General features: G+C 73.9%; 21 protein-coding genes. 6 read left to right on the plus strand and 15 right to left on the minus strand.

What is annotated here, in order from left to right; translation table 11 throughout:
- Nucleotides 1-21: 21 nt before the first annotated feature.
- Nucleotides 22-453, minus strand: a complete 432-nt coding sequence (locus tag ADY59_RS18600; RefSeq protein ID WP_049563784.1) for a VOC family protein — start codon at nt 451-453, stop codon at nt 22-24.
- A 28-nt stretch (nt 454-481) separates the two neighbouring features.
- Here ADY59_RS18600 and ADY59_RS18605 point away from each other — a divergent pair, with 28 nt between their 5' ends.
- The gene (locus tag ADY59_RS18605) at nt 482-1,291 is read left to right on the plus strand and encodes an MBL fold metallo-hydrolase (RefSeq protein ID WP_053174886.1); all 810 of its coding nucleotides are present in this window, start codon (nt 482-484) and stop codon (nt 1,289-1,291) included.
- On the opposite strand, the gene ADY59_RS18610 is transcribed toward ADY59_RS18605, so the two are convergent.
- Nucleotides 1,251-2,552, minus strand: coding sequence for a sensor histidine kinase (locus ADY59_RS18610; protein WP_063780700.1), 1,302 nt, complete (start codon nt 2,550-2,552; stop codon nt 1,251-1,253). The two genes, ADY59_RS18605 and ADY59_RS18610, sit on opposite strands and share 41 nt — an antisense overlap.
- Nucleotides 2,549-3,220, minus strand: coding sequence for a response regulator transcription factor (locus tag ADY59_RS18615; protein ID WP_049563785.1), 672 nt, complete (start codon nt 3,218-3,220; stop codon nt 2,549-2,551). Before ADY59_RS18615 ends, ADY59_RS18610 begins: the two co-directional genes overlap by 4 nt.
- A 124-nt stretch (nt 3,221-3,344) precedes the next feature.
- Here ADY59_RS18615 and ADY59_RS18620 point away from each other — a divergent pair, with 124 nt between their 5' ends.
- Nucleotides 3,345-3,755, plus strand: coding sequence for a hypothetical protein (locus ADY59_RS18620; protein WP_049563786.1), 411 nt, complete (start codon nt 3,345-3,347; stop codon nt 3,753-3,755).
- Between the two features lie 3 nt (nt 3,756-3,758).
- Here the strand turns inward: ADY59_RS18620 and ADY59_RS18625 are convergent, their stop codons facing one another.
- The 6 genes from ADY59_RS18625 to ADY59_RS18650 form a co-directional block, all read right to left on the minus strand.
- Nucleotides 3,759-5,159: an LCP family protein gene (locus ADY59_RS18625; RefSeq protein ID WP_049563788.1), complete on the minus strand. Its 1,401-nt coding sequence runs from the start codon at nt 5,157-5,159 to the stop codon at nt 3,759-3,761.
- 119 nt (nt 5,160-5,278) lie between these two features.
- Nucleotides 5,279-5,545, minus strand: a complete 267-nt coding sequence (locus ADY59_RS18630; RefSeq protein ID WP_049563790.1) for a DUF6510 family protein — start codon at nt 5,543-5,545, stop codon at nt 5,279-5,281.
- A gap of 2 nt (nt 5,546-5,547) precedes the next feature.
- Nucleotides 5,548-6,273, minus strand: coding sequence for a ferredoxin reductase (locus ADY59_RS18635; protein WP_049563791.1), 726 nt, complete (start codon nt 6,271-6,273; stop codon nt 5,548-5,550).
- Nucleotides 6,274-6,873: a sulfite oxidase-like oxidoreductase gene (locus ADY59_RS18640; protein WP_049563793.1), complete on the minus strand. Its 600-nt coding sequence runs from the start codon at nt 6,871-6,873 to the stop codon at nt 6,274-6,276.
- A gap of 58 nt (nt 6,874-6,931) precedes the next feature.
- Nucleotides 6,932-7,597 (minus strand): response regulator, encoded by a 666-nt coding sequence (locus tag ADY59_RS18645; RefSeq protein ID WP_049563795.1) that lies wholly within the window; start codon nt 7,595-7,597, stop codon nt 6,932-6,934.
- A complete protein-coding gene (locus ADY59_RS18650) occupies nt 7,594-8,745 on the minus strand; it encodes a sensor histidine kinase (protein WP_049563797.1) in 1,152 nt (383 codons plus the stop codon). The genes ADY59_RS18645 and ADY59_RS18650 overlap by 4 nt, the downstream gene beginning before the upstream one ends.
- Nucleotides 8,746-8,932: 187 nt before the next feature.
- On the opposite strand from ADY59_RS18650, the gene ADY59_RS18655 reads away from it, so the two are divergent.
- Both ADY59_RS18655 and ADY59_RS18660 read left to right on the plus strand, forming a co-directional pair.
- Nucleotides 8,933-9,301 carry a hypothetical protein gene (locus ADY59_RS18655; RefSeq protein WP_063780701.1) on the plus strand — a complete coding sequence of 123 codons (369 nt, stop codon included), beginning with the start codon at nt 8,933-8,935 and terminating at the stop codon, nt 9,299-9,301.
- Complete coding sequence (locus ADY59_RS18660) at nt 9,298-10,758, plus strand: multicopper oxidase family protein (RefSeq protein ID WP_156325585.1); 1,461 nt, start codon at nt 9,298-9,300, stop codon at nt 10,756-10,758. Before ADY59_RS18655 ends, ADY59_RS18660 begins: the two co-directional genes overlap by 4 nt.
- Nucleotide 10,759: 1 nt before the next feature.
- On the opposite strand, the gene ADY59_RS18665 is transcribed toward ADY59_RS18660, so the two are convergent.
- Both ADY59_RS18665 and ADY59_RS18670 read right to left on the minus strand, forming a co-directional pair.
- Nucleotides 10,760-11,236, minus strand: a complete 477-nt coding sequence (locus ADY59_RS18665; RefSeq protein WP_049563799.1) for an MSMEG_6728 family protein — start codon at nt 11,234-11,236, stop codon at nt 10,760-10,762.
- Nucleotides 11,237-11,255: 19 nt separating this feature from the next.
- Complete coding sequence (locus tag ADY59_RS18670; protein ID WP_082310208.1) at nt 11,256-11,972, minus strand: MerR family transcriptional regulator; 717 nt, start codon at nt 11,970-11,972, stop codon at nt 11,256-11,258.
- Nucleotides 11,973-12,035: 63 nt separating this feature from the next.
- Between ADY59_RS18670 and ADY59_RS18675 the strand changes: the two genes are divergently transcribed.
- Complete coding sequence (locus tag ADY59_RS18675) at nt 12,036-12,497, plus strand: DUF6194 family protein (RefSeq protein WP_049563802.1); 462 nt, start codon at nt 12,036-12,038, stop codon at nt 12,495-12,497.
- Here the strand turns inward: ADY59_RS18675 and ADY59_RS18680 are convergent.
- A complete protein-coding gene (locus tag ADY59_RS18680; protein WP_049563804.1) occupies nt 12,473-13,177 on the minus strand; it encodes a phosphatase PAP2 family protein in 705 nt (234 codons plus the stop codon). The genes ADY59_RS18675 and ADY59_RS18680 overlap by 25 nt on opposite strands.
- A 47-nt stretch (nt 13,178-13,224) precedes the next feature.
- Between ADY59_RS18680 and ADY59_RS18685 the strand changes: the two genes are divergently transcribed.
- Complete coding sequence (locus ADY59_RS18685; RefSeq protein ID WP_049563882.1) at nt 13,225-15,357, plus strand: polysaccharide lyase 8 family protein; 2,133 nt, start codon at nt 13,225-13,227, stop codon at nt 15,355-15,357.
- Here the strand turns inward: ADY59_RS18685 and ADY59_RS18690 are convergent.
- The 3 genes from ADY59_RS18690 to ADY59_RS18700 are packed head-to-tail and all read right to left on the minus strand — an operon-like array spanning nt 15,293 to nt 17,803.
- The gene (locus ADY59_RS18690) at nt 15,293-15,910 is read right to left on the minus strand and encodes a class I SAM-dependent methyltransferase (protein WP_063780702.1); all 618 of its coding nucleotides are present in this window, start codon (nt 15,908-15,910) and stop codon (nt 15,293-15,295) included. The two genes, ADY59_RS18685 and ADY59_RS18690, sit on opposite strands and share 65 nt — an antisense overlap.
- Complete coding sequence (locus ADY59_RS18695) at nt 15,910-16,536, minus strand: TIGR04282 family arsenosugar biosynthesis glycosyltransferase (protein WP_049563809.1); 627 nt, start codon at nt 16,534-16,536, stop codon at nt 15,910-15,912. Before ADY59_RS18695 ends, ADY59_RS18690 begins: the two co-directional genes overlap by 1 nt.
- The gene (locus tag ADY59_RS18700) at nt 16,511-17,803 is read right to left on the minus strand and encodes a glycosyltransferase 87 family protein (protein WP_082310209.1); all 1,293 of its coding nucleotides are present in this window, start codon (nt 17,801-17,803) and stop codon (nt 16,511-16,513) included. Before ADY59_RS18700 ends, ADY59_RS18695 begins: the two co-directional genes overlap by 26 nt.
- Nucleotides 17,804-17,847 lie beyond the last annotated feature (44 nt).

Consider the following 17,847-nt stretch of genomic DNA (forward strand, 5'->3'; position numbering starts at 1 on the left):
GGGGTGGGCGGGCTGGGGTGGTCAGGCCAGGCAGAGTTCGTTGCCCTCCGGGTCGGCGATCGTCACCCACCAGGTGGGGCCCTGCCGCCCCTTGTGGAGCACGGTGGCGCCCTTGGCGACCAGCCGCTCGACCTCGGCGTCGATGTTGTCGGCACCCACCCGGACGTCCAGATGCACCCGGTTCTTGACCGTCTTGGCCTCGGGCACGAGCTGGAACAGCACGCGCGGAGCGCGCTCCAGCCCGCCGGGGTGGCGGATGGCGGCGCCCTCCTTCCACACCAGGTTGCCGCGGTGGAAGGCGGTGTCGTCCTCGGACGCGTGCCCCTTCTCGATCAGGCTCCGGATGAACGCCTCGTCCTGCCGCTCCACCTGCCAGCCGAGCGCCTCCGCCCACCAGTCGGCCAGCGGGTGCGGGTCCTGGGTGTCGATGACGATCTGGATATCGAATGCCATGTCCTGATCCTAAGTAAGGTCGGTGCCCATGACGGCACATGAGGAGTGGACAGAGGTCGGCGACCGGGTCTATGTCAGGCGGCACGCGTCGTACGACCTGAACGTGGGGTTGGTCGTCGGCGACGGGCACTGCATGGTGCTCGACACCCGCATGTCGCACCGCGAGGCGGCGGACCTGATCGCGGCCATCAGGCGGATCACCACCAGCCCGTGGACAGTCGTCAACACCCATGCGCACTTCGACCACTATTTCGGCAACGCCCTCTTCCAGCCCGCCGAGATCTGGGGGCACGTCAGGTGCGCCGAGGAGATCGAGCGCGACGGCCGGGAGCAGCGCGCCAAGGTCGCCGGGTTCGTCCCCGAGGAGCGGCGTGCCGAGGTCGAGGAGGTGGAGATCGTGGCGCCGGACCACACGTTCAGCACGACCGCCACGCTGGACATCGGCGGCCGGACCGTCCATCTACGGCATTTCGGGCTTGGGCACAGTTCGAATGACATCGTCGCGCACGTGCCCGACGCGGGTGTGGTGTTCGCCGGTGACCTGGTCGAGGAGGGCGCGCCGCCGGCGTTCGGCGACTCCTACCCGCTCGACTGGCCCGGCACGACGGCGCGCATGCTGGAGGAGACCCGCGAGCTGGTGTACGTGCCGGGCCACGGCGCGGTCGTGGACCGGGACTTCGTGGTGGCGCAGCACGCGGAGCTGACGGCGGTGGCGGAGCTGGCCAGGCAGGCTCACGTGGAGGGGCTGCGCGACCTCGTCCGCAGGTTCCCCTACGACGAGCAGGTCACCCAGGAGCTCATCCAGCGGGCTTTCCTGCAGCTCGACCAGACGCTGTGAGGGTGCCGGGCACTGTGAGGGAGGCGGACGCGGGCGCGACGCCCTGAATCGGGAACCGGGCGAGCAGGCCGTCGTCCCCGGCCGTCAGGGTGCCGCCGTGCAGGGTGGCGATGTCGCGGGCGATGGCCAGGCCCAGCCCGGCGCCACCCGCGTCCCTGGCCCGCGCCTCGTCCAGCCGGGTGAACCGGTCGAACACCGCCTCACGCTGCCCGGCCGGGATGCCGGGGCCGTCGTCGCGCACCTGGAGCACGGCCCGGTCGCCGTCGGTGCCGACCCGTACCAGGACGCGGGAGGCGGCGTGCCGGACGGCGTTGTCGGTGAGGTTGGTGACCAGCCGGGCGAGGTGGCCACGCGAGCCGCGGACCACCACGTCGGGTTCGATCTCCAGGTCGAGCTCGACGTCCGGCCGTCGCCGGGCGCGCAGCGCCTCCTCCATGGCCACCTGGCCGAGGTCGACGTCGGCCGCGGGCGGCGGCTCACCGGCGTCGAGCCGGGCGAGCAGCAGCAGGTCGGCGGCCAGCGTCTGGATGCGTTCGACGTCGGCCAGCGCCTCGGCGGTCAGCTCGCTCGGCTCGGCCAGCTCCAGCCGGGCGCGCAGGGTGGCGATCGGGCTGCGCAGCTCGTGCGCCGCGTCGGCGACGAACCGCTTGTGCGTCTCGACGGACGTCTCCAGCCGGTCGAGGGTCCCGTTCACGGTCGTGGCCAGCGCCGCGACCTCGTCACGCGAGCGCGGCACCGGGACGCGTTCGTGCAGGTCGCGGGCGGTGATGTGGGCGAGTTTGGCCCTGATCGCGGCCACCGGCCGCAGCACCCTGCCCACCGCGAACCAGGTCATCCCGGCCACCACGGTCAGCAGCGCGGGCAGGCCGGGCAGCAGCACCCCGTTGAGCGTCGCCAGCGCCTGCTCGGCCCCGGCCAGTGAGGCCCGGCCCCACACGGTGGTGGCGCCGACGGGCGTCGCCACCCGCAGCTGGGCGACGGCGTAGTCGTCCGCCGGCGCCCACGTGGCGAGGACGTCGACGCCGCCGATCCGGACGTCGGGGTCGGTCATCGTGACCTGCTCCGCCGGGAGGGCGGGCACCGCCTGGACGGCCAGCCCGGGGGCGACGGCGGCCGCCTTCCTGGCCGCCTCGATGCCCGCGCTGCCCTCCAGGCTGCCGCGCAGCACCACCACCAGCGCGATCGCGGCGGTGCCCAGCGCCAGGGCGACGATCAGGGTCGCCGCCGCCGTGGCGCGCATCCGTACGGACGACGCGTTCACTCCGCCTCCAGCCGATAGCCGGCGCCGCGCACCGTGACCAGCGTGGTCCTGCCGAACGGCTGGTCGATCTTGCGGCGCAGCGCGCTGATGTACACCTCGACGATGTTCGGGTCGCCGTCGTAGGAGAAGTCCCACGCCTGGGCCAGCAGTTCGCTCTTGGAGACCACCTCGCCGGCCCGCCTGGCCAGCCCGTGCAGCACCGCGAACTCCTTGGGCGTCAGCGCGATCTCCGCCCCGCCCCGGCGGCAGCGCAGCCCGGCGGGGTCGACGACCAGGTCGCCCACGGTGAGCGACACGGGCCGCTCCCGGCCGCCGCGCCGCACCAGAGCGCGCAGCCTGGCCAGCAGCACCACGTACGAGAACGGCTTGGACAGGTAGTCGTCGGCGCCGTTGTCGAGCGCCTCGGCCTCGTCGTAGATGCCGTCCTTGGCGGTGAGCATCATGATCGGAGTCCAGTCGCCGGCCTCGCGCAGCCGTGAGCAGAGCGCGTAGCCGTTCAGCCGGGGCAGCATCACGTCCAGCACGATCACGTCGTAGTCGTTCTCCGTGGCCAGCCACAGCCCATCGCGCCCGTCGTGGGCCACGTCGACCGCGAACCCCTCGCCGGCCAGGCCGCTCCTGACCAGCTCGGCCAGCCGCTGCTCGTCCTCCACCAGTAGCACCCGCACATCGGCAAGCGTGCCGTATCCGGCCTAAAGCCAACCTGAAGATCATTTAGGGCGCGTTCAGGGTCGCTTCAGGTACGGCCCGGCAGCCTGTGATCGTCCGACCCGATCCACGAAGGAGAAGTACATGATCAAGCGACGTTTCGCGGTGCTCGGCGCGGTCGCGGTGCTGGCGCTGGCGGGGCTGGGTGGCTCCGCCCTGGCCGCCGACGACGCTCCGCAGCGCGTGACCTGCACCACCGCTGACGGCAAGAAGCTCGACCTCGAAATGATCAAGGCCATTCCGGCGCTCCCCGCCGAGCACGCCGAATCGGGCGCGGTCAAGGCGAGCGAGTTCCGGGCGACCGAGTCAGGCACCGTGAAGGCGGCCGAGCCGGGCGAGATCAAGGTGGCCGAGCCGGGCGAGGTCCAGGTGGACGTGCTCGACGCCGACGCGGAGTCCGTGCCGGCGCTCCCCGCGTGGCCCGCGACCTCGGCCGACGGCACCCCGATCAAGGCCGAGGCGCTTGAGACGATCTCCTGCGTGCGGAGGAAGTAGGCGTCAACCGGCGCAGGTGTCGTGCGTGGCGTCGAACCCCTTGAGCGCCTCGCCGTCGGCCGGGTCGAGCGCCTTGAGCCCGCGCCAGTCGTCACCCAGGATCACCACCAGCCGCGCCGTCCGGGCCGCCGGCACCAGCTTCGGCCTGCCCGCCGGCAGGTCCTTGGCCAGTGTCGGCACCCGCGTCTCGCCGTTCGGCCCGTAGAGGATCATCGACTTCCGGTACGGCTTCCGTACGGTGTCGGCGATCTTGACGATGTGGTAGCCACGCTGTTCGAGCGCGGCCGCCACCTGGGCGCCGAGACCGCTGCGGTAGGTGCCGTTGCGCAGCTCCACGGCGACCTTGGACCTGGGCATCTTGGCTTGGCCACCCTGGACGCCGGTGGGCTCGGCGTCCTTGGCCACGATGTGGAAGAGCTGGTTCGCCTGGGGCTGCACCCACTCGACCCGGCCCGGCTGGCTGACCGAATAGTGCCACGGCGTGGTGATGAAGCGGATCCGCCCGGCCGTGAGTCCCCGGAGGCTCTCGGCCAGGTCCTTCATCACGCCGGGCGTCAGGCCGGGGTCGGTGGTGACGGCCTTGGTGCCCGCGTCGAGGAAGCCGAACAGCCGGACCGGGTCGGTGAGCGTCTCGCCGCTCATCACCTTCTTCGCCATCGAGGCGATGAACATCTGCTGCCGCTGGATCCGGCCGATGTCGGATCCGTCGCCGAAGCTGTAGCGGGCGCGGACGTAGCCGAGCGCCTGCTCGCCGCCGAGGGTCTGCCGCCCGGCGCGCAGGTGGAGCATGGCCTTGTCGTCGTCGACCGGCTCCGGCAGGCACACCTCCACGCCGCCGACGGCGTCGACCATGTCCTTGAACCCGCTGAAGTCCACCTTGACGAAGTGGTCGATGTGGATGCCGGTGAGCGCTTCGACCGTCTTCCAGGTGCAGCCGATGCCGCCCGAGTTGAAAGACTCGTTGATCATGCCGAGGTGCGGTTGCTGGCCGGGCAGCCGGCCCTTGGCGCGGCACGCGGGCAGCTGGACCATCGAGTCGCGCGGGAAGCTGATCACCATCGCGTCGTCCCGGCCGGACGACAGGTGGGCGAGCATGATCGTGTCGGTGCGCTCGCCGGTGATGCGGTGGCCGTAGCGGGCGTTGCGGCCGTCACGCTGGTCGGAGCCGACGACCAGCACGTTCAGCGCGCTGGTGGCGACCTTGGGCGGGCGCGTGGCGCCGAGGTCACCGGCCACGTCGGTGTGCGCCACGTTGCCGGTCAGCCGCACGACGACGGCGACCGCCGCGCCGGCCACGAGCAGGACGGCCGTCGTCGCGGCCACGACCAGCCGGCGTAGCCAGCGCCGCCGCCGTGGCGGGGCGCTCGACGGGGTCGGCGGTGCGTCGACAAGCCCGCTGCTCACGTGACTCCAGACGTTCGGGGCCGCGGGCAGGCGCCCTGGGCTCGTAACGGGTTCCGGCCGGAGCGAGTGTAGTTCAGCGGGGCCGCGAGGCATGGGGGATCGGCGCAGTTCAGCCGGGGTCAGTCCGGCAGCGGCACCCGGAGCGAGATCGTGCCGCGCAGGTCGAGCCAGGCCGCGCCGGGCCCGCGCACCAGGCGCAGGACGACCTCCTCGCAGCCGGGACAGCGTGCCACGAGGCCCGGTTCCGGCCCGTACACCCGTAGTGAGGCGACGGGGCCGGCCAGTCCGCAGCTCGCGCAGCGGCCGGTGGCGGCGGTGACGTCGACGGCGAAGATCTCGCCGAGCGGTCCCGCCAGGGCGTTGCCGTCGAGGTGTTCGATGCTCATGGTCAGCCTCCGCTGGGGCCGAAGCGTTCGGTCCGGATCTTTTCTGGCGCGTGCCCGAGGGCGAGCAGCAGGTCGGCCGCGGCCTCCACGAAGCCGGTCGGGCCGCAGACGTAACAGTCGGGCTCGAAGCCGGCGGGCCAGCCGCCTTCGGCCAGGTCGTCGAGCATGACGCGGCCGGCGGCGCGCCGCCAGCCGTCGGGCGTGGCCCGGGTGTAGAGGTAGCTGACGTCGAGGCCGGGGTCGGGCCGGCGCAGCTCGTCCGCGTAGTAGCGGCGCGCGGGGTCGCGCAGCGAGTAGACCAGCCTGAACGGCGTCCGGCTGCCGGCCTCGCGCCGGGCCCGGATCATCGCCATCAGCGGCACGATCCCCGACCCGCCCGCCACCAGCAGCACCGGCGCGGCATCGTGGGGCCGCCACACGAACCAGCCGCCGACCGGCCCCCGGATCTCGACCTGGTCGCCGGCCTCCATGACCTCCGTCAGGTACGGCGAGACCTCGCCGTCGGTCACCGTCTCGACGGTCAGCTCGATCCGGTCACCGTCGGCGGGCCCGGCCAGCGAGTAGCTGCGCTGCGCGGTGTAGCCGTCGTCGGCCGTCAGGCGCACGTCGACGTGCTGGCCGGCCAGGTGCCCGGGCCAGCCAGGCACCTCGAACACCAGCGTGCGCGCGGTGGCCGTCTCGGCGCGGGACGCCAGCAGCTGGGCCTCCCGCCAGACCAGGCGGCGCACCTAGTCGCCCTGGTAGCGCTGCTCGCGCCACGGGTCGCCGTAGTCGTGATAGCCGGCCGTCTCCCAGAAGCCCGGCCACTCCTCGGTCATCAGCCGGATGCCGCGCACCCATTTGGCCGACTTCCAGAAGTACAGGTGTGGCACCAGGAGCCGTGCCGGCCCGCCGTGCCGGGGCTCCAGTTCCTCGCCGTCGAAGCGGTGCACGATCCACGCCTTGCCGTCGAGCAGGTCCTCCAGCGGCAGGTTCGTGGTGTAGCCGCCGTAGGAGTGGACCAGCGCGTAGTCGGCGGTCGTCTCCACGTCCTCGAACAGCACGTCCAGCGAGACGCCCTCCCACGTGGTGTCGAACTTGCTCCACTTGGTGACGCAGTGGATGTCGACCGTCGGCGTCTCGGCGGGCAGCGCCATCAGCTCGTCCCAGGTCCAGCGGTGCGTCCGCTCGGCCTCGGTGTCGATGGCGAACTCCCACCGGTCCAGCGGCACGCGCGGCGTCGGCCCGGCCGACAGCACGGGGAAGCCGCGCTCCTCGTACTGGCCGGGCGGCAGCCGGTCGCGGTCCTCGGTGCGGCGGCCTCGGAAGCCGCGCGAGATGATGGCCATGGGCACACCATGGCATCATCGGCACGGGCCAAGCATCAGTTGAATGCGTGATTTCCGATCATTTGACCGTAGGACGTGGGGTCACCAGCCCCGACTCGTAGGCGAAGACGACGAGCTGGGCCCGGTCCCTGGCCCGCAGCTTGGTCATGGCGCGGCTGACGTGAGTCTTGGCGGTCATCGGGCTGATCACCATCTGGGCGGCGATCTCGTCGTTGGACAGGCCGCGCGCCACCAGCGCCGTCACCTCGCGCTCCCGGTTGGTCAGCGTGTCGAGGCCGACGGGCTCCGGCTCGGGCCGCCGCGCCATGTAGGCGCCGATCAGGCGGCGGGTGATCGACGGCGACAGCAGCGCGTCGCCCCTGGCCGCCACCCGGACGCCCTGCAGCAGGTCGTCGGGCTCGGTGTCCTTGACCAGGAACCCCGCGGCCCCGGCCCGCAGCGCGTTGTAGACGTACTCGTCCAGGCCGTAGTTGGTGAGGATCACCACGTGCACGCCGGTCAGCCGCTCGTCGGCGGCGATGCGGCGAGTGGCCTCGATGCCGTCCATCACCGGCATCTGCACGTCGACCAGCGCCACGTCGGGCCGGTGCGCCAGGGCCATGGCGACGGCCTGCGCGCCGTCGGCGGCCTCGGCGACGACCTCGATGTCATCCTCGGCCTCCAGCAGGGCGCGGAAGCCGCCCCGGATGAGCGCCTGGTCGTCGACGATGAGGACGCGGATCATGACGCCCGCTCCAGCGCGCCCGCGAACGGCAGCTCGGCCCGTACGGTGAACCCGCCCTCGGCGCGGGGCGCGGCGCGCAGGCTGCCGCCGAGCGCGGTGACGCGCTCGCGCATGCCGAGCAGCCCGGTGCCGGGGACCGGCGGCCTGCCGGGGTCGGCGCGCCCGTCGTCGTCGACCTGGACGACCAGCGCGTCGGGCCGGTAGTCGACCCGGACCAGCGCGGAGGCCCGGCCGGCATGCCTGGTCACGTTGGTCAGCGCCTCCTGGACGATCCGGTAGGCGGCCCGGTCGACGTCGGGCGGCAGCTCGCGCCGCTCCCCGGTGAGCGTGACGGTGGCGGCCAGGCCCGTGGAGCGGGCCCGGTCGACCAGGTCGCCGAGCAGGTCGAGGCCGCTCCCGGCCGGCTCGTCGGCGGAGTCGCGCAGCACCTCCAGCGTGGCCCGCAGCTCGCGGATGGCGTCGCCGCCGGCCTCCTGGATGGCCAGCAGCGCGGCCGGCACCTCGTCGCCGCGCTTGCGCGCCAGGTGGATGGCCACCCCGGCCTGGACCTTGATGACCGAGATGCTGTGGGTGAGCGAGTCGTGCAGCTCCCTGGCGATGCGCAGCCGCTCCTCGCCCGCGCGGCGGCGGGCCGCCTCCTCGCGGGTGCGCTCGGCCTGAGCCGCCCGCTGCTCGGCCTGCTCCAGGTAGGCCTGGCGGTGCTTGCTCACGGTCGCGGCCACGCCCGCCGCGACGAACCAGCCGACCAGCAGGAAGGTGTCCTGCACGATCTCCTGCGAGGTCCTGGTGGCGTCGGTGGCCAGCCCGGCGGCCAGCGACCCGATCAGGAACACCACGCTCACGGCGATCGCCACCAGCCGGTGCCCGGTGCGGATGGCGGCGAACGAGCAGATCAGCACGGGGAACGCGGTCGGCGGCGTGGGCAGGGCCTGCGTCGCGTAGAGCAGCATGGCCGAGGCGGCGACGAGCAGGGACGGCACCGGCGCCCACCGCCAGGCGACCAGGGCGAGCGAGCCGACCAGGACGGCCACGTAGTCGAGCGGCCGCGTGCCGGGCGCGGCGAACACGACGATCAGCAGGACGGCGGCGACGACCGCCGCGAGCGTCACGTCGGCGGCGCCCGGCCGCCTGCCCTGCTCGAACCTCATTCGAGCAGCCTAGAACGCGTCGGCGCGGCCGTCATCGGACCCAGGTCTGAGGTACGGCTACTCCCTGTGCGGTAGTGGCCCCCACCGCGCTTCTCCGCTCGCCGTAGCACGGAAAGCCATCCCTTGCAGGACGACCGCGACCCCTCCCGGCCGCCACGATGTGGCGCAGCCGTTGAAAGGAAACGCCATGAGATTCCTCCCTGTCCTGCGTGCCGTAGTGGTTCTGCACGTGCTCGCCATGCTGGCCCAGTCGGTGACGGCGGGGTTGCTGCTGTCGTCGCCCGGCGGACGGCAGATGCATGTGCTGTCCGGCGTCGTGCTGCTGGTCGTCGGGCTGGCGCACCTGGTGGCGGCGATCCTGGTGTGGCGTCCCGGCGGCGGGCCGGCCGCGTTCGTCGGCCCGGCGGTCGGCCTGCTGGTGTTCAGCGGGGTGGCGGCGGCCCTGGGCGGCATGGGGCTCAAGGTGCTGCACCTGCCGCTCGGTGTGCTCCTGTTCGGTGGCACGATCATGCAGCTCGGCCGGGTGCTGCCGCGCCGTGACCCGGTGGCGGCATGACGCTGTCGAGACGGCGGGCGCTGCGGCTGTTCGGGCTCGGCGCCGTCGCGGCGGCCGGACTGCCCGGCTGCTCGCTGTTCGAAGGCACGCCGCAGCCCCAGCTCCTGGCGAGCACCGCGCCGCTGCCCAAGCCGTACGCGGTGCCGCTGCCGGTGCCGGAGATCGCCAAGCCGTCCCGCACGACCGGCGGCGTCGACTACTACGACCTGGCGCCGCGCGCCGCCGACGTGGAGATCCTGCCCGGCCTGAAGACCCGCGTCTGGGGGTACGGCGGCAGCTTCCCCGGCCCCACCATCGAGGCGCGCAGCGGCCGCAGGACCGTGGTGCGCCTGGCCAACGAGCTCGACGTGCCGACCGTCATGCACCTGCACGGCGGGCACACCCCGCCGGAGTCCGACGGCTACCCCACGGACCTGGTGCGACCGGCCGGGCGGCGCGACTACGACTTCCCGCTCGACCAGCGGGCCGCCACGCTCTGGTACCACGACCACCGCATGGACTACACGGGCCCGCAGGTGTGGCGCGGCCTCGCCGGGTTCTTCCTGGTGCGCGACGCCGAGGAGGAGGCGTTGCCGCTGCCCGCCGGGGAGCGCGACCTGCCGTTGATGATCTGCGACAGGTCCTTCTCCGAGGACGGCCAGATGCCCTACCCGGGTCACGGGGACAGGCCGGGCGCCCTGGAGCCGTACATGGGCGGTGTGCTCGGCGACGTCATCCTGGTCAACGGCGCGCCCTGGCCGGAGCTCCGGGTGGCCCGAGCCCGCTACCGGCTGCGACTGCTCAACGCCTCGAACGCGCGCACGTACGAGCTGTCCACGGGCGGCCCGATCGTGCGGATCGGCAGCGACGGCGGGCTGCTGACCGGGCCCGTCACGGTCCGGCAGGTGCGGCTGGCGCCCGCCGAACGGGTGGACGTGATCGTCGACTTCGCCGCGCACAAGGTCGGGGACCAGGTCGAGCTGCGCAATCTCGCGGGGGAGGGGCCGCAGGCCAGGGTGATGAGGTTCGTCGTGGACCGGGACGCCCGCGACGACTCGGCGGTGCCCGCCAAGCTGTCCACGATCGAGCGGCTGGACCCGGCCAAGGCCGCCGTCACCCGTGACTTCGAGTTCAGCAGCGGCAGCATGCACGGCGGCACCGGCTGGCTGATCAACGGCAAGCCGTTCGATCCGAAGCGGATGGACGCCAGGCCGAAGCTGGGCGACACCGAGGTCTGGCGGCTGTCGAGCGACGTCGCCCACCCCGTCCACCTGCATCTGGCGCACTTCCAGGTGCTGTCGGTGAACGGGAAGCGCCCGGCGGGACCGCCGGAGTGGAAGGACACCGTCGAACTGCGCGACGCCCAGACCGTGGAGATCGTCACCCGGTTCACGGGCTACAAGGGCCGGTACGTCTTTCACTGCCACAACCTGGAGCACGAGGACATGGCCATGATGGCCAACTTCGAGGTCGTGTGAGTCACAGGCAGGCGGGCGGCCGGTCGGAGGGCGGCCACACGTAGCCCAGGTCGTCCGGGTCGGCGCCGAAGAACGGCCGGTAGAAGGCCGGGTCCTTGCGCAGCAGGGCCGAGCGGTGGCTGAGGTGCAGGGCCGGGTCGCCGAGCCACGGCGGCAGCTCCCCGGCCAGCGCCAGCTCGGGCTGGGACCGCACGTCGCCGGTGCCGCAGGTGTCGGCCAGCTCGTGCGTCATCGTGGCGGCGCAGGTGTCGGCCCGGCCGGTGGAGCACCAGTGCCCGCACACCTCCAGGCCGTAGCGGACCAGGGCCTCCTCGTAGCCGGCCCACATCTTGACCGCCGGGTGGTGCCGCCAGCCGTAGCCGGGGACGGTCAGCGCGCGCAGGATCTGCAGCGCCTCGACGCGCTGCTTGCCCAGGCGCAGCGGGTCGAGCACCCGGGCCGTGCGGGTGAAGTCGGGAAAGGGCAGGAAAGTCTGCACACTGTCTGTGCTTCCCCGATCACCGTCCGGACATGTGGGCGTCGAGGAGGGCGCTGAGCGCGGCGGCGGCGCCGAGCAGCGCCCTGGAGCGGGCCTCGATGCCGGCCTCCCTGGCGGCCAGCGCCGTGGCGACGTCGTCCCAGCGCCGGGCCCTGCGGAGTTCCGGCATGAGGGCCCGGAGCGGGGCGATGCGGTAGCCGGCCAGCCGGAGCTGGTGCACGATCCGGGCGTCCCGCACCTGGGCCGGCGTGTAGCGCCGCGCCCCGCGCGCCGGGGCGCGGCCTGGGACGACGAGCCCCTCCGCGTCCCAGTGGCGCAGCGTCGACGGGCGCACGCCGAGAGCGGCGGCGAGCTCGGAGACGGTCATCGAATCGGACGGGCGCACGCCTTCGATCGGCTCGGCGGAGATCTTCCGGGCGGCCTCCTGGGCCTGCCGCAGCTCCCGGCGTTCGGCGTCGAGCCGGGCGTGCGCCGCGTCGAGCAGCGCGAGCACCCCCGTGGCCGGGAACCGGTGGGCGGCCCGGACGATCTTCTTGGCCTCGACGGGGCCCACCCCGGCCGCGAGTGCCCGGTAGGCCAGCGCCGACTGGAGGTGGATCTCCCCGTAGACCCGGTAGCCGCTGGCGGTGCGCGCCGCCGGTGGAAGCACGCCGTCACGCTCCAGGTTGCGCACCTGCTGGACGGAGCAGCCTGCCCGGCGCGCCACGTCGACAGTGCGCCAATGGAGACCTGCCACCCTGAATCCCCTCGACACCGGCCCTGAAGTCTCCACAAGGACTTTAATGCAACGCTGGAACACATGAAGAAAGAGGAGATCATCGAGTTCGTGGCGGACCTGGACGGCGTCCTGACCCTCAGGCCGGGGCCCGGGGACGGCACGCCGGAGCTCGCCTGGGGCGACACGTTCTTCTACTACTCGCCCGACGGCGTCGTCCCGACGACGACGCAGCCGTTCGCGACCGTCGTGACCAAGAACTACCCGGACGACGAGGCGTCGCGCCTGGACCGGCCGGACGCCTTCCGCGTGAACGTGGCCGCCGGGAAGGACGCGTTCGTCCGGTGGACCGGTCACGCCCCCCGCGAGCCCGCGACCACCGATCCCAGCACCGTGGACACCGTGATCGCGCACCCCGTCTACGGCGCCCAGGGCTGGCTGGCCGTGGTGAACCCGGGCCCGCGCACCGAAGAGACGCTCCGTGAACTGCTGAGCAAGGCTTACGAGCTGGCCCGCGCGCGCTACGAGCGGCGTGCCGAGGACTGATCCGCGTCCAGGCGGTCCGCCGGCGGCGGGGGCGAGCCGGCGCGCCGCCACCTCTCGAACCCCGCCACGGTGGCGGCGATCACGGCCACGCCCAGCATCACGCCCGCGACGACGTCGCTGACGTAGTGCACGCCCAGCGCCACCCGCGTGCACGCCACCGTCACCACCAGGAACCAGGCGATCGCCCAGGCCGCCGCCCGGGCCCGGGGCCGCAGCAGCGGCAGCGCGGTCAGCACGATCACCCCCGCGCCGAGCGTCACGTTGAGCGCGTGCCCGGAGGGGAAGGAGTCGCCCTCGGCCAGGGCCACGGGATCGGGCAGGTCCGGCCGCGCCCGATCCACGATGATCTTCATCAGGGCGCCGAGCAGGCCGCCGACGGCCATCGTCGTGACAGCCCAGAGCGCCATCCGCCGCGCCCCCCGCCGCACCAGCCAGATCGCCAGCAGCACGACCGCCACCCGCCACGACAGCGGCCCGAACGCGTCGGTCCACACGATGAGCGCGTTGGTGACGTCCGGATTGGCCTGCGCGTACGCGTGCAGCCGCCGCGCCACGCCCGCGTCCAGCTCGTTGAGCGGCATCCTGGCCACGACGAGCAGCAGCATGAACGGCACCATGAGCGCCGCCACGGTGGCGGAGGCGATCGTCAGCCGCACCCCCAGGCCCATCTCGTCCCGCATGCACCGCGGCTACCCGATCAGGCGGCGATCAGTCCGACAATGTGATCGTGCCGGAATTATCCAGACGGTCGTTCCTCCAGCTCGCCGCCGCCGGAGCGCTGATCCCCCCGGGCGACCCCTTCGAGCCGCTGCGCCGCCACTGGCGCGAGGTGACCCTGGACGGCCGGACCCCCGGCGCGGCCGCCGGGCACGCCCGCACGATGGCCCCCGCCGCCGGGCACCTCTGGCCCGGCCTGCCCTATCCCTCGCTCAAGGCGACCCCGGCCCGCCTCCTGGCCATGGCCCGCGCGCACGCACTCACCGGCGACGCCGGCGTGGCCGCCGCCGTCGCTACCGGCCTCGACCACTACCGCCGCCACGTCTACACGGCGGGCGCCGACCCCGTGGGCAACTGGTGGGACTGGGAGATCGGCGCCCCGGCCAAGCTGCTCGACGCCGCGCTCCTCATCGGCGCGCGGGACGACGGGCTGGCCGAGGCCGTGGACCACTTCGTCCCGGAAAGCCGCCTCGCCGACTACAGCGGCACCAGCACCGGCGCCAACCGCGTGGACCTGTGCACGGTGACGCTCCTGCGCGCGATCCTCACCGCCGACCCCGCCAAGGCCCGGCTCGCCACCCGGGCGCTCTCCCCCGTCTTCCGGTACGTGAGCGAAGGCGACGGGCTCTACCGCGACGGCTCGTTCATCCAGCACACCACCGTCCCCTACCAGGGCGGGTACGGGACGGTCATGCTAGAGGGGCTGGCGACGCTGCTCGCGGTGCTGCGCGGCTCGCCCTGGGAGATCACCGACCCGGGCAGGCGGATCGTGTTCGACAGCGTGGAGCGGTCGTTCGCGCCGTTCGTGCACGACGGCGTGTGCATGGCGCTGGTCGGCGGGCGCGGCGTCACCCGGGGCCCGGACGGCGGCCACGCCCGCGGGCTGCGGCTCGCCTCGGCGATCCTGCTGCTGGCCGAGTCGGCCGGTCCGGGCGAACGGTCCCGCTGGCAGGCCATGGTCAAGGGCTGGGCGGTACGCAATCCGTACCTGCTGGACGACGCCCGGATCGGCCGCGTGGTGGACGACGGCGCGGTCGCGGCGGCGGCGGAGCCGGTCGGGCACCGGCTGCTGCCGATGAGCGCCCGCGCCGTGCACCGCAGGCCCGGCTGGTGCGCGGCCCTCAGCATGGCGTCGCACCGGATCGCGCACTACGAGCACGGCAACGGCGAGAACGTACGCGGCTGGCACACCGGCTCCGGGATGCTCCACTGGTGGGGCGAGGGGCACCGGGACCAGTACGCGGGCACGTTCTGGCGAGACGTCGACCCCTACCGGCTGCCGGGCACGACGGTCTCGGCCCGGCGGCTGCCCGAGGCCGGGGGCGGGGCGTGGGGCGAGCCGTGCCCGCCGGTGCGGTGGGTCGGCGGCGCCACCGACGGCACGTACGCCACCGTCGGGCAGCATCTGCGCGGGCTGGAGAGCACGCTCGACGCGTTCAAGTCGTGGTTCTTCCTGGACGACGCCGTGCTCTGCCTGGGGGCGGGGATCACCTGCTTCGACGGGGCGGTGGTGGAGACCGTCGTGGACAACCGGCGCAGCGGCGCGCGGCTCACCACCGGCGACGGCTGGGCGCACCTGGACGGCCACGGCGGCTACGTGGTGTCCGGCGTGCGCACCCGGCGGGCCGGCGGGCACGTCGTCCTCTGGCTCGACCACGGGCTCAACCCCTTCGGCGCCGGGTACGCCTACACGCTGCTGCCGAACGCCTCCGAGGCCGCCACCCGCGAACGGGCGGCCGATCGCGGGTGGGCGCGGCTGCTCGCCAACACCGCCCGCGTGCAGGGCGTGCGCGTGCCGTCGCTGGGGCTCACCGCGGTCAACTTCTGGACGGCGGGCACGGCCGGGCCGCTCACCGCCTCCGCGCCCTGCGCCGTCCTGGTCAGGGAGCGGGACGACGGCACCGCCACCGTGAGCGTGTCGGACCCCCGGCGCGACCTCGACGAGCTGACCGTGAACTGGGACCGGCCGGTCTCCCGGGTGCTCCGCGCCGATCCGCTGCTGGTCCGAGCCACCACGGGGGCGCGGGCCGTGCTCACCTTCGGCCGGCTCGCCACCCGGGGCGGCGCGTCGGAGACCGTCACCCTGCGGCTCGCAGCACGGCCAGCCAGCGGCCCCGCTCCGGACCGCAGCCGGCACTGGTGAACCCGCTGGAGAGCGCCACCCGCTCGATGTCCGCCGCCGACACCACCGCCCAGCCGAACCACTCGCCGACCGCCGCGCCCCGGCGCAACCGGACCCGGTCCACCCGGCTCCTGACGCCGGGCGGCTCGACCTCGGCAACGACCGTGCCGCCCGGCCGGACGAGCTGCCTGACCCGGCGCAGCAGCGCGCCGGGGTCGCCGCCGATGCCGATGTTGCCGTCGGCCAGCAGCGCCGTCGCCCACCGGCCGCTGCCGGGCACCTCGTCGAACACGTCCCGCAGCAGCGCGAACCCGCCCGCCCGGCGGGTCAGCGCGACCGCGTGCGGCGTGATGTCGATGCCCAGCGCGTGCACGCCGCGCCGGGCCAGCGCCGCGGTCAGCCGGCCCGGCCCGGAGCCGATGTCGAGCGTCGGCTCCGCGCACCGGGCCAGGATCGCCTCGTCGCCGTCGATCGGCTCGAACCAGCGGGCGGCCTCCAGCACGACGCGGGTGCCGTCCACGTACTCGATCTCGGCGCTCGCCCCGCCGAGCGCGTCGGCGTAGATCTGCCCCATCACCGGGCGGCCTCCCGCAGCGCGGCGGCGAACAGCGACCCGGGCGCCAGCCCGGCCACGGCGGCGGCGTCGGCGGCCGTGTCGACGTCGACCAGCTCGGGCAGGACGCGCACGGCCAGCCCGGCCCGCTCCAGCCGGTCGAGCTGGACCTTGCCGGTCTCCGGATGCGACATCGGCACCCCCAGCAGCAGCGCCGGATCGGGCGCCCGGAGCCCGAGCAGCCAGAACCCGCCGTCGGCGGCCGGGCCGAACACCGCGTCGTCGTCGTCCAGCGCCCCGGCGGCCACGCCGAGCAGCTCCGGCGTCACCTGCGGCGTGTCCATGCCGATCAGCACCACCGGCTCCGGCAGCAGCCGGTAGGCGTCGGAGAAGGCCGCCGCCAGCCGCTCGTCCAGCCCGGCGCCACGCTGCGGGATCACCACGAACCCGGCGGGCAGCCACCGCCCGGGCAGCCCGTCGAGGGCGAGCACCCGCTGCGCGGCGGGTGTGGCGGCCACCGCCCGCAGGCTGTCGGCCAGCGCCGCCTCGGCGAGCGCCGCCGCCTGGCCGGGGCTGAACGGCGGCGTCAGCCGGGTCTTCACCCGCCCCGCCACCGGCTCCTTAGCGATGATCACGATCTGCGCCATGGGACGACGGTACGGTCGCCGGGCGCTCCCAATCCTTACGAGATGCGGACGACCGGCGAGCCAGCCACCCGGCCCCGGCCGCCAGGGCCGCCACCCCGTACGCGAGCGTGGCCGGACCGGCGAGATACGCGACCGCCCCGGCCGCCGCCACGCCGAGCCACTCCCACCGCCCGTCCAGCGCGACCAGTGCCACCAGCAGCAGCGCGTACCAGGAGTAGCCGGGGGTGAACAGCAGGAACAGCGCCCCGGTCACCACGAGGGCGCCGCTCCACGGCCGCCGCTCGTCCCCGTGGCGGAGCACGTACAGCACGACCAGGGCGAGCGCGGCGATCGCCGCGAAGGGCGCCCACGCGTCCGGCAGGACCAGCTTCAGCAGCGCGTACCTGTCCCGCGCCGCGGGCGTCTCGTACCCTTCCTCCGCCACGTATCCGAACAGATAGCCCACCACGGACCCCCGGGAGGCGAGCACGTACGGCAGGTACGCCAGGCCGGCGACCAGCCCGGCGGGCACCACGATCCGCAGGACCCGCCGCACGTCCACCCCGTCGCGCAGCACCCCGGACAGTGCGCCGGGCAGCGTGACCGCGGGCAGCAGCTTGGCCGCGACCGCCGCCCCGAGCAGCGCGCCCCGCCCCCTCACCACGCAGAACGCGAGCACCACCAGCAGCACGCCCAGCATGTCGACGTGCGCGTTGTTCACCGCCTCGACGGGCACGGCCGGGCACCACGCCCAGTACGCCGCCCGGCGCGCCCCCGCGAACCGGCACAGCAGGAGCAGCGTCAGCACCGCGAGCACGGCCCCGCCGAGCTGCAGCACCTTGTGCCTGGACCCCTCCGGCGAGACCCGGTGGACGGCCAGGAAGTACACCTGCGCCACCGGCGGATAGATCGTGTGCACCGTCGGCCGGTTGATCCGGGTATGGCCGCCGGGGAACAGCCACGCGTCCCGCAGCGGCGCCAGCGCCGGATCGGCGGGCGCGTGGTCGTACGGCGAGATGCCCGCCGCCTGCACCCGCCCGTCCCACGCGTAGCGGTAGGAATCGGAGCTCGTGCTGGGCGGAGCCGCGAGCCCGGTGGCGGTCACCGCGATCCCCCCGGCCACCACCAGCGCCGTCAGCGGCCGCCCCGGCACCCGCCGCGCCGCCCACACCGCCGCCGCGAACAGCGCCCACGCCACCAGCTGCCAGGCCAGCGTCGCGGGCGGCCCGAGCATCGCCCTGACCAGCACCGCGACGAGTACCGTGACCAGCGCCGCGGGAATCACCATGACACGCACCCTTGGAAGGGTGGCCCACGCGCCCCCGCCGATTC

This window comes from Nonomuraea sp. SBT364 (assembly GCF_001083785.1).
In the GTDB taxonomy this organism is placed as follows: domain Bacteria; phylum Actinomycetota; class Actinomycetes; order Streptosporangiales; family Streptosporangiaceae; genus Nonomuraea.